Here is a 13,400-nt window from a genome sequence, read left to right as displayed (position 1 = left end):
GACCTGTCTGCCGGCCGCCACCGCGCTGCCCGCCTGCCCTGTTCCACTGTTTCGACACGGTGCGCGCCGTGCCGCGCCCGATGAGCCGCGCGTGGCTCGTCGGCGCCGGCCCCGGCGACGCCGACCTGCTGACGCTCAAGGCCGTCCATGCGATCGGCGCGGCGGACGTGCTGCTCGTCGACGATCTCGTGAATCCCGACGTACTGCGCCATGCGCGTGCCGATGCGCACATCGAGCACGTCGGCAAGCGCGGCGGTCATGCATCGACGCCGCAGGCGGCGATCGTCGCCGCGATGCTCGCGCATCTGCGCGCGGGCCGCAGCGTCGCGCGGCTCAAGGGCGGCGATCCGTTCGTGTTCGGCCGCGGCGGCGAGGAACTCGCCGCGCTCGGCGCGGCGGGATTCCCGGTCGAAGTCGTGAACGGCGTCACCGCGGGTATTGCCGCGCCGGCCGCCATCGGCATCCCGGTCACGCAGCGCGGCGACGCGCAGGGCGTGATCTTCGTCACGGGCCACGGCGCGGGCGCCGACGAGCCCGACTGGCGCGCGCTCGCGGCCACGCGCATGACGATCGTCATCTATATGGGCATCCGCCGGCTCGACGCGATTGCCACCGCGCTGCGCGAAGGCGGATTGCCCGGCGATACGCCGTGCGCGGCGATCGAGCATGCGACGCGCCCCGAACAGCGGCACGTGCTCGCGACGCTCGATACGCTCGTCGAACGCGTCGGCGCAACCGGCATCGGTTCGCCGGCGATCGTCGTGATCGGCCGCGTCGCGGCGTTCGCCGACGCTCCCGCGGTACGTGCCGCGCTCGGCGGCCGCGCGTGATGCGCGTCGCGCTCGGCATCGGTTTCCGTGCGGGCGCAACGGCCGCGCAACTCGATGCCGCGATCCGAGCGGCGCTGAAGCGGTACCCGGCCGCCGAACCGGCGCTCGTCGCCACGCTCGCCGACAAGGCAAGTGCCCGCGCGCTGCGCACGCTGTGCGCGCGACGCGGCTGGCCGCTCGTCGCGTTCGACGCGGCGCACCTCGCGCGCCATCCCGAACTGGCCGCCAGCGGCCCGTCGGATGCCGCGCTCGCCCGCTTCGGCGTCGCGGGAGTCGCCGAGCCATGCGCGCGGCTCGCGGCGCCGCACGGCCGGCTGCTGGGCCCCAAATCCATCCGGGACGGCGTGACGGTCGCACTCGCCGGCCCGCTCTGAACCCTTTTGTTTCGCTTTCTTTCGACAGGACGAATCCGATGAAAACCGACGCCGAATCCCATCAACGGATGACCGAACGCCGCCGCGCGGGCCACGAGAAGAAGCAGGCCGCCGCCGTCAACGAAAAGGGCCTGCTGATCGTCAACACCGGCAACGGCAAGGGCAAGAGCACGGCCGCGTTCGGCATGGCGGTGCGCGTGCTCGGCCACGGCATGCGGCTCGGCGTCGTGCAGTTCATCAAGGGCGCGCTGCACACGTCCGAGCGCGACTTCCTCGGCGCGGTGGCCGAGTGCGATTTCGTGACGATGGGCGACGGCTATACGTGGAACACGCAGAACCGCGACGCCGACATCGCGACCGCGCGCAAGGGCTGGGACGAGGCGCGCCGGATGATCGAGAGCGGCGACTACCGGATGGTGATCCTCGACGAGCTGAACACGGTTCTGAAGTACGAATACCTGCCGCTCGACGAAGTGCTCGCGACACTGGCCGCGCGGCCCGATTCGGTGCACGTCGTCGTGACCGGACGGCATGCGCCCGATGCGCTGATCGAGGCGGCCGACCTCGTCACCGAAATGCGGCTCGTCAAGCATCCGTACAAGGAACAGGGCGTGAAGGCGCAGCGCGGCGTGGAGTTCTGAGCATGCCCGCCTGCCCCGCGCTGTTCGTCAGTGCGCCCGCGTCGGTCCAGGGCAAGACGTCGGTGACGGCGGGTCTTGCTCGATTGCACCGCCGGCTCGGCCGGCGCGTGCGTGTATTCAAGACCGGGCCCGATTTTCTCGATCCGATGCTGCTCGAGCGCGCGAGCGGCGCGCCCGTGCATGCGCTCGACCTCGGGATGGTCGGCGAGGCCGGCTGCCGTGCGCTGCTTGCCGACGCCGCGCGCGAGGCGGACCTGATCCTGATCGAAGGCGTGATGGGGCTGTTCGACGGCACGCCGAGCAGTGCCGACCTTGCGGCCGCGTTCGGCGTGCCGGTCGTCGCGGTGATTTCCGCGAAGTCGATGGCGCAGACGTTCGCGGCGATCGCGTTCGGGCTCGCGCGGTTCCGGCCGGGGCTGCCGTTTCACGGCGTGCTGGCGAATCGCGTCGGCTCGGCCCGGCACGCGGAACTGCTGCAACAGGCGCTGCCCGACGACCTGCGCTGGCTCGGGCACGTGCCGGCCGATGCGGGCATCGCGTTGCCGGAGCGGCATCTCGGCCTGCACCAGCCGAACGACATCGACGATCTCGACGCGCGGCTCGATCGCGCGGCCGACGTGCTCGCGCACACGGCGCTTGCCGAATTGCCGCCGGCTGTCGGGTTCGCGGAACCGGATGCGGCAGCGCCGCTGCCGCGTGCGCTCGCCGGCAAGCGGATCGCGGTGGCGCGCGATGTCGCTTTTTCGTTCATCTATCCGGCGAATCTCGCATTGCTCGACAGGCTCGGCGCGCAGGTGCGATGCTTCTCGCCGCTCGCCGACGAACCCGTGCCGGACGACTGCGACGCACTGTTCCTGCCGGGCGGCTATCCGGAGCTGCATGCGGCGACCCTCGCGGCGAACGCCGCGACCGCACGGTCGATTCGCGCGCACGCGGCGGCGGGCAAGCCGGTCGTCGCGGAATGCGGCGGGATGGTGTACCTGTGTGAATCGCTGACCGATGTGGACGGCGCGACGACGCCGATGCTTGGACTGTTGCCGGGTCAGGCAACGATGCAGCGCCGGTTTGCCGCGCTCGGCATGCAGCAGCTCGATACGCGCAGCGGAACGATGCGCGGCCACACGTTCCATTATTCGCGGCTCGCGACGCCGCTCGAACCGGTCGCGAGCGCCGCGCGGCCCGACGGGATGTCGGGCAGCGGCGAAGCCGTCTATCGACGCGATGCGATCGTCGCGACGTACATGCACATGTACTGGCCGTCGAATCCGGAAGCGGTCGTGGCGATGTTCAGCGGGGAAGCGTTCTAGACTCGGGACGGCTCAAGTCATGCTGGGATTGCGCGCCCCGTCGCAACAATCCCAGGCGTACTTTATGCGGCTGCGGATGGCGTTCGATTCGCGCGTCGCCCGCATCCGGGCCAGGACGGCCTCGCTGCCGAACGGCTTGGGCGCGCCCGATGCCTCCCCGGTTTTCGACGCTTCCTGCCACGCTCGCCCCTGCGTTTCGTATGACTCGAGAAGCCGCCAACCGGCTCGTACGACGGGTCACACCAGGAACGCCTCCGCCAGCTTCACCCAGTACGACGCGCCGGTCGGCAGCGCCGCGTCGTTGAAGTCGTAGCCGGGGTTGTGCACCATGCAGCCCCCCTCCCCGTCGCCGTTGCCGATGATCAGGTAGCAGCCCGGCCGCTTCTCGAGCAGGAACGCGAAATCCTCGCTGCCGGTGAGCGGCACCATCTCGTCGATCAGGTTCGCTTCGCCCACCCACTCGCGTGCGACGTTGCGCGCGAACGCGGTCATTTCCGCATCGTTGACGAGCACCGGGTAGCGGCGCTGGTAGTCGATCGTCGCGGTCGCGCCGAACACGGCGGCCTGCGCATGCACGACCTCCTTGATGCGCGTCTCGAGCAGGTCGCGTACCTCGGGCTTCAACGCGCGCACCGACAGGCGCATCTGCGCGCGATCGGGAATCACGTTCGGCGCCTCGCCCGCGTGGATTGCGCCGACCGTGACGATCGCCATGTCGAGCGGCGGCACGTTGCGCGACACGATCGTCTGCAGCGCGATAACGATCTGCGCGCAGACGACCACCGAATCGACCGCCTTGTGCGGCACCGCGCCGTGGCCGCCACGCCCCTGCACGTCGACGATCACCGTATCCGACGACGCCATGAACGACCCCGGCAGGAAACCGAACTTGCCCGTCGGGAAGCCGGGCATGTTGTGCATCGCGAAGATCGCGTCGCACGGGAACAGCTCGAACAGCCCTTCGTCGAGCATCTTCTTCGCGCCGCCGAGCCCTTCCTCGGCCGGCTGGAAAATCAGGTTCAGCGTGCCCGAGAAGCGGCGCTCGCGGGCAAGATGCTTCGCGGCCGCGAGCAGCATCGCCGTGTGGCCGTCGTGGCCGCACGCGTGCATCTTGCCGGCGATCTTGCTCTCATACGGCAGGCCCGTGGCCTCGTGGATCGGCAGTGCGTCCATGTCGGCGCGCAGGCCGAGGCGCTGCGCGCCGTTGCCGACCTTCAACTGCGCGACGACGCCCGTGCCGCCGAGCCCGCGGTGCACCGTGTAGCCCCACGACTGCAGCTGTTCCGCGACGAGGTCGCTCGTCGCGAATTCCTCGAAGCCGAGCTCGGGGTGGGCATGGATGCGGTGCCGGATCTCGATCATTTCGTCGGCGAGGCCTGCGGGAATCACGCTGTGCGTCACGGTGTCGTCTCCTGATGTGCGGTGGTGCTGCCGGGATGTGCAGGCAAGGATAGTCCGTTCAACGGCAACCGAGCAGACGGAAAGTTGTCGCGGTAGCAACTCGCAGTTGCCATATTGAGAACGGTGCGCGAGCCGCGCAAGCTGGCCGTCCGGACGACTGCCGCGCCGGGGCCGGACACGCGAAACTGTGCGCCACCTGTCAACTTCTTGCGTATGAGGGCTCCAATGACCATTGCTCGGCATCATTAAATAGTTATGAATAATCAAAATCTTGCGAATATTTGTTCACTTTTTGACGCTCGTACATTTTTTGTGTACGATGGAAAAAAAGTGAACATGCGATTGCCTTCGATGCCCGCGAACCCTTCCCTCTCCATGTCGGAACAGCAGGTGCTCGACGAAGCCTGCGCCGCGTTCGAACGCGCTACCCGGCGCTTTCGTGCGCGGCCCGTACGGGTGCCGGCCGCCGGCCACGCGCGCGCCGACGCGATGATCCGCTTCGACGTTGCCGGGCACGCCTTCGAGATGCCGGCCGCCGTCAGCCTGCGCGTCGAATCGCTGGCGGACGCGCTCGCGACACTGCGCCGCCTCGGCGGCGATACCGCGAAGCCTGGGGAGCGGCCGCTGATGCTCGTCGCGCCATACCTTTCGGCCGAACTGGCCGCCGGCCTGACCGACCAGGGCATCCCGTATCTCGATACCGCCGGCAACGCATGCCTGATTCAGCCGGAGGCGACCGTGATGATCTCGGGCCGGCCGAAGCCCGCACGCGCACCGCGCCGGCAGGCGTCGCGCGCAACGACGCCCAAGGGGCTGGCCGTGATGTTCGCACTCGCGACGCAGCCGGGCCTCGTCGCCCAACCGTACCGGGCGATCGCCGCCGCGTCGGACGTCGCGCTCGGCACGGTCAATCTCGCGATGGACGATCTGGTCGCGCGCGCCCTCGTCGGGCAGCGCCGCAACGGCGAGCGCCTGATTCCCGACTGGCCGCGCTTCGTGCAGGAATGGGTCGCGCTCTACCCGAGCCGCTTGCGCGCGAAACTGCCGAGCCGACGATTTGCCGCGCTCTCGCCCGACTGGTGGCGCGGCTTCGATTTCGCCGCATTCAATGCGCGGCTCGGCGGCGAGCCGGCGGCCGACCTACTGACGCACGATCTGAAGCCGGCCGCGATCACCGTCTATACGCACGGCCCCGCGTCGAACCAGCTGCTGCTACAAGGCCGCCTGCGCGCTGACGAGCGCGGCGACGTCGAGCTCGTCGAAGCGTTCTGGCCGCCGCCGGCGGCGCTCGCCTGGCGCGAGCAGGACGTACCGGTCGTGCCGCCGCTGTTGATCTACGCGGATCTCGTCGCGTCCGGCGACAGCCGCAATCTCGCCGTCGCCGGGCGCATCCATGACCGATACCTCGCCCACCCGCCCGCTTGAGGTCGACGCACGCCGGCCGCTGGCGCCCGCGGCGCTTGCGCTGCTGCAGAGCGTGTGCTCGACCTGCTCACGCCTCGACGCGGCATTCGTGGTCGCCGGCGCAACCGCGCGCGACATCCTGATGTGGCACGTTCACGGCATTCAGCCGGCGCGCGCGACGCGCGATGTCGACGTTGCGGTGTGCGTGGTGAGCTGGCCGTTTCACGAGCGACTCATCGACGCGCTCGTCGCAACCGGGCAGTTCGCCCGCGCACCGAAACAGCAGCAGAAACTGCTGTTCGACAGCGGCACACACGGTGTTCGCACGGAGCTGGATCTCGTGCCGTTCGGGCCGCTCGAAACGCCGCCCGGCGAGATCGCGTGGCCGCCCGGCGGTGAGTTCGTGCTGAACGTGTTCGGTTTTCAGGAAGCGGTGGACACCGCGCAGCCGGTGTCGATCGACGCGCACACCGTGGTGCCGGTGGCCAGCCTGCCGGCGCTCGCGCTGCTCAAGCTGCTCGCGTGGAGGGATCGGCGCGCGCGCCAGAACAGCGACGCGTACGACCTGCTGTTCCTGCTGACGCATTTCCACGACGCCGGTAATCGCGAGCGCATCTGGGATGTCGCGCCGGACCTGCTCGAAATGCACGCGTTCCAGCCGGAACTCGCCGCTGCCGCGCTGCTCGCGCGCGACGCGCAACGGATTGCGTTGCCGCACACGCGCGACGCGATCCGCGCGCTGCTGTCGGATGAAGCGACTTATGCCGCGCTCGGCCAGGATCTGCTGGCACGCGCGTTCGCGCTGTTGCCCGGCGAATTCAGCGATGACGCCGACCGGTATCTCGACGCGTTCCGCACCGCCTTTCTCGCAGATCGCCCCGCACCGCGCACGTGACGCGCTGCTGCGGTACAGCCGCGCGACCGTGCGCGCGGCATGCTGCGCTCAGGCCGCCCAGTCTTCGAGCGACAACCCGGCGACACGGCCGAACTCGCGGCTGCCGTGGGTGTCGAGCACCGCCCCGGCCGCGATCGCATGCCCGGCGATCGACGTATCGTTCGCGCCGATCGGCGTGCCGCGCGCGGCAAGACCAGCACGAATCGCCGCCGTGGCATCGACGGCCGCCGTATCCCACGGCAGCACGCCGTCCAGGCGCGCAACGAAGGTCGCCACGAGTTCCGCATGCTTCGGCGACACCTTCCTGCCGAGCGCGCCGAACCGCATTTCGGCCTAGGTGATTGCCGAGACGACGATCCGGTGCTGCGCATTGACGCACGATTGCAGCCGCGACAGCACCACGGGCGGCCGCTCGCGCATGATGAACGAACAGATGTTCGTATCGAGCATGTAGAGCGTGGTCACCGGCTGGACTCCGTCGGCGCTTCGCCCTCACCGCAGAGGTCGAAGCGGCCGGACTCGATCACGGTCGGGCGTTCTGCGAGAAAATCGGCGTCGGCCAGCGGTTCGCTCGCGAACGACAGCCACGTAGGCCGCACCGGCCACAGCAGCAGCGTGTCGCCCTCGCGGCGGATTTCGAGTTCCGTCACCCCCTCGAACTCCATGTCCTTCGGGATACGGATTGCCTGGTTACGGGCATTCTTGAAAATGGAAACAGTACGCATGAGCCACTCCACGGGAGTACGATGCACCCGGTCTAGACATATGCCGGCATATGTCAATATGGGCGTACGCAACCCGGATGTCGCGCCCCATGCTGCGGAAGATGTTTCGCCATTGTTGCGGGCCTGTCGTCGATGAGGAGAGTGATCCATTCTTCACGACGCAGGCCGCGCGGTCCATATGCCGGACGGCCGATGCCGGCGCGTCGTGCCGCGCCGCGCATTCGCGCCGTCACGGCAACCGGAACGTGTCGAAGAACGTATCGCGCTCGATCATGGTGAGCGCCGCGCGCTTGTGCGGGAAGTCGAATTCCTTCAGCGTGTGGAACCCGAGCCGGTGCATGTACGCGATATGCCGCACGTGATCGACGCGCGGTTCGCCGACGAGGCGCTGCGTGCGCGGTTCGTCGACGAACATGTAGTGCAGCACCCCGCTCCACCAGGCATGCAGCTTGCCGGCGCTCTGGAAGCGCGGATCGCCGATCAGCAGGTGCAGCCCGCGGTCGTAGTCGTGCGCGTCGTAGAACGGCGCGAGACGGTCCTCCTTCGCCCAGTAGAACTCGAAATAGCCGAACGGCGTGTCGTCGAAATAGCCGATCATCGGGTGCATGTGCGGATCGGCAAGCCGCTCGGCGAGATACGCCGCGTGTTCGTCGCGCGTGCCGCGCTGGTCCCAGAACTGCGCGACGCGATCGAGGTTCATCCAGCCGCTGAACAGATCCGCGTGCGCGTCGACATCGACCGTGCGCAGGCTGAACGTCATCCCGACCTGCGGCATATAGCGTGCGTAGATCTCGCCGGCCGGCGATGGCGGCCGCACCGGGTGCCGATGGCCATTCGTGATCACGTGGCGCAGCGGCATGCCGCCCGACGCGGGCGCCTTCAGCCACGGCCGCGGGTTCTGCCAGAACGTCGCGCGCGACACGGTGAGACGCAGCGTGTCGCCGGCCACCTGCGCGCCGTCGATCACGCCCTCGCGCACCGCGCGAGCGACGTACGATGCAATCGCCGCCGCATCGGCGCCGCCGAGCGGCGCGGTGATCGTCGCCGCGTCGTAGCGCGTGTCGGTGTTGAACAGCGCGACGAACGCCGCGAGCAGTACGTCCGGCGAGTCGTCGGGCCGCCACGCGTCGAGCGTGTGCTCGGCGACCGCCAGCGCCTGCCCGCGCGCGGCGCCGTCGAGCGCGGCGGCCACTTCACCTTCGACGGCGTTCGGGGCGCCGGCCGGTTTCGTCAGCGTGTCTTCCATCACAGTGCTCCCGCGTCGTGGCGGTCGGCGAGGACGTGCAGCCCCCGCTCGAGTGCCGGAAACAGGCTGCGCTGGAAGTTGTTCCAGCGCAGTTCGAGAATCGTGTCGTCCGGCGCGATCGGCGTATCGAGCACGTCGCAGATCACCTCGCCGGAATCGATGCCGTTGTCGACGTAGTGGAACGATGCACCCGTCATCATCACGGGCTCGACGGACGACGTTGCGCCGCTCGCCCAGTCCACCCGTTCGCCGCGCGCGCCGTGCAGTGCGTCGAGCGTCGCCCACGCGCCGCGCCGCTGGTACGGCGAACCGTCGGCCGTGATGCCGGGGTGGATGTTGGCGATGCGCCGGTGAAAGCGCGCGCCGGGCCGCACGAGTTCGTCGAGGATCACGAGCAGCCCGTCGAGCACGACGACGTCGGCTTCGAGTTCGAGCAGGCGCTCGAGCAGACGGCGCTCGAACGCCTGTTTGGCCGCGGCGCGCTCGCGCGCGTCGCGCGGCAGCCGCCGGTACGTCGACGGGATCGTGCAGAACAGTTCGTCGACCGGCCGGCCCTGCACGGTCAGGCCTTCCGGCAGGATCCACGGGCGGCCGGGCGTGCGCGCGAAACCGTAGTCGGCGACTTTCGCGCGGTCGGCCGGCGAGCCTTCGTCGTCGTCGACGATCACGCCCTTGAGCGTGTAACGCTCGCCGAGCGGCGAGTCGTTCAGGCGCTCGACGAGGAATTCGAGCGGCGCCTTCATGTAGCGCGTGCCGCCGCGATAAGCGACCGGCTGGCCGGCGCGATCGGCCGCGCCGTTGCGCAGCGACTGGATGTAGACGAGATTTTTCTTCGGCATGGATGCGTCGTGGAAAAGCGGACGATGGCGCCGCGGCCCGCCCGCGCCGGCCACGCAGGCCGGCCGGCGCGCCGCGGCGCGCATCGTCACCAGTTGTATTTCGCGGTCGCGATCACGGTACGGTCGGTCCCGAACACGCAGACGTTCGCCGACTGGCAACCGCTGATGTAATGGCGGTTGAACAGGTTCGTCCCGTTCACGGCGAAGCGCCAGTTGCGCGTGTCGTAGTGCACGCCCGCGTCGAACAGCGTGACGCTCGATACCGTCAGCGAGTTGTCGGCCGCACCGGCCGATGCGCTCTGGTAGCGAACGCCGCCGCCGAGGCCGAAGCCCGCGAGCGGCCCCGTGTGCCACGTCCAGTCGGTCCACAGCGACGCCATCTGGCGCGGACGCGGAATGTCGACCGGCCAGTTGTTCAGCGACACGTCGTTGGCCTTCACGTTCTTCACGTCCTGGTAGACGTACGACGCGATCACCGACAGGTTGCGCGTGAGCTTGCCGGTCGCGCTCAGCTCGATCCCGCGCGAGCGCACTTCGCCGGTCTGCACCGACTTCGTGCCGGTATTGTCCTGGCTCGGCAGCGCCGGCGTGAGCACGTTGGTCTGGTTGATCTGGTAGATCGCCGCGTTCAGCATCAGGTTCTTGCCAGGCGGTTGCCAGCGCAGGCCGGCCTCGATCTGCTTGCCGCGCGTCGGCTGCGGCAGCCCGCCGCCGAGCAGGTTCACGCCGATCAGCGGATTGAACGACGTGGCATAGCTGACGTACGGCGACAGCCCGTAATCGCCCTGGTACGTGAGGCCCACGCGGCCGGTGAATGCCGTGACGTCCGCCTTCGTCGACGTGCCGCCCGCGCGGTCGTCCATCCGCATGTTGACCCAGTCCTCGCGGCCGCCGAGCGTCAGCGTCCAGCGGTTCCACTTGACCTGGTCCTGCGCGTACAGGCCGAACGTGTTCATCGTCGTGTACGTGTTGGTGCGGAACGTCGCGTCGGGCGTGAACACCGCCGTCGTGACGGGCTGGTACACCGGGTTGTAGATGTTCAGCGGCGGCGCGGCGGCGAGCCATTCGCTGTCGGTCGCGGTCTGCCGGTTGTACTGGAAACCGAGCAGCAGCGTGTGCTGGAGCGGGCCCGTCGCGAAGCGGCCTTCGAGGTTGTTGTCGATGTCGAAGCGGCTGTAGTTCATCTGGAACACGCCGGCCCAGCGCGACACGTCGGTCGTGCTGCCGTCGACGAAGCCGTTGCCGAACACCGACCCGTTGTCGAGCGACAGGTGCATCAGGCGCGTGTTCTGGCGGAACGTCCACGCCGGCGTCAGGTTCCGCTCGAACTGGTAGCCAACCGACCACTGCTTCTTGCGGTAGTAGTTGAAGTTCCCGTCGCCTTCGTAGATGTCCTTGTTGATCTGGCCGTTCGGGTTCGGCAGCACCGTGCCCTGCGCGGGCAGGAAGTTCGACGAGATGTCGCCCCAGTCCTGCAGATAGGTGGCCGACAGCGTCAGCGAGGTGTCCGCGTCCGGACGCCAGCGGAACGACGGCGCGAGCGCGACGCGCTGGTCGTTGTTCGGGCCGGTCAGCGCGTTGCCGTCGCGTGCAACGCCGACGAAGCGGTACGCATACTTGCCGTCCGGGTCGAGCTTGTCGCCGACGTCGATCATGAACTGCTTGCGCGCGTAGTTGCCGATCTGCACGCCGGCCTCGCGCACGCGCTCGCCGTCGGCGAGCTTGGTCTGCACGTCGACGATCGCGCCCGGGTCGCCCGCGCCGTACAGCACCGAGGTCGGCCCGCGCAGCACGCTGATGCTGTCGATCATGTACGGATCGACGCGCCAGCTCGCCAGGTTGATCGTGTTCGGCACCTGCAGCCCGTTCACGTACGCGGTCGGCGTGAAGCCGCGCAGCGCCGCGTACCAGTCGGAGCGGTTGTCCGAGCCGTACGACGAGAAACCCGGCACGTAGCGCAGCGCCGCGTTCACGTCGGTCGCGCCGGTCATCTCGATCTGCTGCGCGGTGACGACGTTGATCGTCTGCGGGATCTCGTTGATCGACGTACTGGTCTTCGTACCGGTCCGGCTGCGCTTCGCGACGAGCCCGACCGTGCCGTCTCCTTCCGAGGCCGCGTTGACGTTGATCGTCGGCAGCGTGCCGGTCGACCCATTGGCCGACGCACCGTTCTGCGCACTGCTGGCCGACGCCGCGGCGGCAGCGTTCACGGCTGGCGCCGTCTGGGCCTGCGCCTGCCCTGCCGCCACCCCGAACGCCACGCTCGCCGCGGCTGCGATCGCACGCAAACGCGTGCCTGTTGCCCACTCCATCTTTCTCTGCTCCACTTGTTTCATGCGGTCTCCGACCGCGCCTTTGTCAAAGAGCGAAAGCCATCCGGCTCGCGCTCACCCCGTTGTCCCGTCGTTTGTCCTGTGATGCCCGGGCCGCGCCTTCTTCATGGGCGGGTGCGATCTCGTTTTCGAGCGACGCGCAGATTTCGTCCGCGCGACGCGCCAGTACCGACAGCAGCGTGTCGGACAGGCCGTGGCTGTCTTCGCAGCAGCCTTGCAGGTAGATGCGCGGCGCGAAGTGCTCGGGCGTCGCGAGCAGGTAGTCGCGCGTCACGTCGCCGCGCGCGAGCGCGTCACCCAGGTGCGGCGCGAGCCCTTCGAGCAGCGCCGAATGCGTGTCGCGGCGGTAGCCGGTGGCCAGCACGAGCGCGTCGAAGCGCTCGACGCGCGTGTCGCCGCTCATCCGGTCGCGCAGCGTCAGCTCGATGCGGCCGTCGGCGGTGCGCACCGCGGCCTCGATCGCGCTGTTCGCGAGCAGCGCATGACGCGGCGTGCCGTCGATGCGCTGCAGGTACAGCATTTCGTAGATCTGTTCGATCAGCGGCCGGTCGACCACCGCGTAGTTCGTGTCGCGATAGCGCTCGAGCAGCGCGCGGCGCGCGGCGTGCGGCTGCGCGTAGACGACATCGGTGAACTCGGGGCTGAAGATCTCGTTGACGAACGGGCTGTCGTCGGCCGGCTTCAGCGCACCGGCGCGCATCACGAGGTTCGCGTCGACGTGCGGGAAGCGGCGCGCGAGATCGATGAACACCTCGGCCGCGCTCTGCCCCGCGCCGATCACCGCGACGCGGCGGCGCTCGCCGTCCGGCGACGCGACGAGCCGGCCGATGTCGGTCAGGTACGACGACGAGTGGATCACGCGGTCGCGGCCGAGCGCGGCGAACGCGTCCGGAATCGCCGGCGTGCCGCCGACGCCGACCGACAGCGCGCGCGTGACGCGCTGGCGCTCGTGGCCGGCCGCGTCGCGCGACAGCACGCGCAGCGCATCGATCCGCGCGCCGTCGCCGCGCACGGGCTCGATCGCCAGGACGGTTTCGCTGTAATGGACGCGATCGTCGAACGCCTCCGCCACCCAGCTCAGGTAGTCGTGGAACTCGACGCGGGTCGGATAGAAGTTCTTCAGGTTGACGAATTCGTTCAGCCGGCCGCGTTCGAACAGATAGTTGATGAACGTGTAGCGGCTTTTCGGATCGCGCATCGTGACGAGATCCTTCAGAAACGAGATCTGCATCCGGCAGTCGTCGAGCAGCATGCCGCGGTGCCAGCCGAATTCCGGCTGGCGCTCGACGAAGCAATGGGCGAGCGTGCGTGCGCCGCCGCGCTCGGCGAGGCGCACGGCCAGCGCCAGATTCGACGGCCCGAAGCCGACGCCGATCAGGTCGAATACGGTTTCTCTCTGCATGTC

12 protein-coding genes and 2 pseudogenes are annotated in these 13,400 nt (G+C 68.9%); 6 read left to right on the top strand and 8 right to left on the bottom strand.

Annotated elements, in window-relative coordinates; all coding sequences use genetic code 11:
• Positions 1 to 80 precede the first annotated feature (80 nt).
• From cobA to LGN17_RS30145, 4 genes are read left to right on the top strand one after another with little or no spacing between them, the layout of a single operon-like run.
• Positions 81 to 830: a uroporphyrinogen-III C-methyltransferase gene (gene cobA / locus LGN17_RS30160; RefSeq protein WP_175955505.1), complete on the top strand. Its 750-nt coding sequence runs from the start codon at positions 81 to 83 to the stop codon at positions 828 to 830.
• The gene (locus LGN17_RS30155) at positions 830 to 1,204 is read left to right on the top strand and encodes a cobalamin biosynthesis protein (RefSeq protein WP_226200763.1); all 375 of its coding nucleotides are present in this window, start codon (positions 830 to 832) and stop codon (positions 1,202 to 1,204) included. The genes cobA and LGN17_RS30155 overlap by 1 nt, the downstream gene beginning before the upstream one ends.
• Before the next feature lie 38 nt (positions 1,205 to 1,242).
• Complete coding sequence (gene cobO, locus LGN17_RS30150; RefSeq protein ID WP_175012900.1) at positions 1,243 to 1,845, top strand: cob(I)yrinic acid a,c-diamide adenosyltransferase; 603 nt, start codon at positions 1,243 to 1,245, stop codon at positions 1,843 to 1,845.
• Between the two features lie 2 nt (positions 1,846 to 1,847).
• On the top strand, positions 1,848 to 3,152 hold the full coding sequence (locus LGN17_RS30145) for a cobyrinate a,c-diamide synthase (protein ID WP_226200696.1): 1,305 nt from the start codon (positions 1,848 to 1,850) through the stop codon (positions 3,150 to 3,152).
• Between the two features lie 12 nt (positions 3,153 to 3,164).
• On the opposite strand, the pseudogene LGN17_RS30140 reads toward LGN17_RS30145, so the two are convergent.
• Together LGN17_RS30140 and LGN17_RS30135 are read right to left on the bottom strand one after the other, a co-directional pair.
• Positions 3,165 to 3,374, bottom strand: a pseudogene (locus LGN17_RS30140) (hypothetical protein); the annotation flags it as partial.
• Positions 3,375 to 3,389: 15 nt separating this feature from the next.
• Positions 3,390 to 4,553, bottom strand: a complete 1,164-nt coding sequence (locus tag LGN17_RS30135) for a M20 aminoacylase family protein (RefSeq protein ID WP_226200695.1) — start codon at positions 4,551 to 4,553, stop codon at positions 3,390 to 3,392.
• Between the two features lie 351 nt (positions 4,554 to 4,904).
• Between LGN17_RS30135 and LGN17_RS30130 the strand changes: the two genes are divergently transcribed.
• Together LGN17_RS30130 and LGN17_RS30125 are read left to right on the top strand one after the other, a co-directional pair.
• Positions 4,905 to 5,978: a type IV toxin-antitoxin system AbiEi family antitoxin gene (locus LGN17_RS30130; RefSeq protein WP_226200762.1), complete on the top strand. Its 1,074-nt coding sequence runs from the start codon at positions 4,905 to 4,907 to the stop codon at positions 5,976 to 5,978.
• Positions 5,947 to 6,852: a nucleotidyl transferase AbiEii/AbiGii toxin family protein gene (locus tag LGN17_RS30125; protein WP_226200694.1), complete on the top strand. Its 906-nt coding sequence runs from the start codon at positions 5,947 to 5,949 to the stop codon at positions 6,850 to 6,852. The genes LGN17_RS30130 and LGN17_RS30125 overlap by 32 nt, the downstream gene beginning before the upstream one ends.
• Positions 6,853 to 6,900: 48 nt before the next feature.
• Here the strand turns inward: LGN17_RS30125 and LGN17_RS30120 are convergent.
• The 6 genes and pseudogenes from LGN17_RS30120 to LGN17_RS30095 form a co-directional block, all read right to left on the bottom strand.
• A pseudogene (locus tag LGN17_RS30120) lies at positions 6,901 to 7,317 on the bottom strand (PIN domain-containing protein).
• Positions 7,314 to 7,577: a type II toxin-antitoxin system VapB family antitoxin gene (vapB, locus tag LGN17_RS30115; RefSeq protein WP_226200692.1), complete on the bottom strand. Its 264-nt coding sequence runs from the start codon at positions 7,575 to 7,577 to the stop codon at positions 7,314 to 7,316. Before vapB ends, LGN17_RS30120 begins: the two are co-directional and overlap by 4 nt.
• Before the next feature lie 229 nt (positions 7,578 to 7,806).
• A complete protein-coding gene (locus LGN17_RS30110) occupies positions 7,807 to 8,823 on the bottom strand; it encodes a GNAT family N-acetyltransferase (RefSeq protein WP_226200691.1) in 1,017 nt (338 codons plus the stop codon).
• Positions 8,823 to 9,662 carry a formyltransferase family protein gene (locus LGN17_RS30105; protein ID WP_226200690.1) on the bottom strand — a complete coding sequence of 280 codons (840 nt, stop codon included), beginning with the start codon at positions 9,660 to 9,662 and terminating at the stop codon, positions 8,823 to 8,825. The genes LGN17_RS30110 and LGN17_RS30105 overlap by 1 nt, the downstream gene beginning before the upstream one ends.
• 86 nt (positions 9,663 to 9,748) lie before the next feature.
• The gene (locus LGN17_RS30100; RefSeq protein ID WP_226200689.1) at positions 9,749 to 11,998 is read right to left on the bottom strand and encodes a TonB-dependent siderophore receptor; all 2,250 of its coding nucleotides are present in this window, start codon (positions 11,996 to 11,998) and stop codon (positions 9,749 to 9,751) included.
• Between the two features lie 22 nt (positions 11,999 to 12,020).
• Positions 12,021 to 13,397, bottom strand: a complete 1,377-nt coding sequence (locus tag LGN17_RS30095; protein ID WP_226200688.1) for a lysine N(6)-hydroxylase/L-ornithine N(5)-oxygenase family protein — start codon at positions 13,395 to 13,397, stop codon at positions 12,021 to 12,023.
• Positions 13,398 to 13,400 lie beyond the last annotated feature (3 nt).

The organism is Burkholderia sp. AU30280 (genome assembly GCF_020420125.1).
Lineage (GTDB): Bacteria > Pseudomonadota > Gammaproteobacteria > Burkholderiales > Burkholderiaceae > Burkholderia.
Note: the sequence above shows the minus strand (reverse complement) of the source record. Positions and strands in the feature narration are given on the sequence as shown.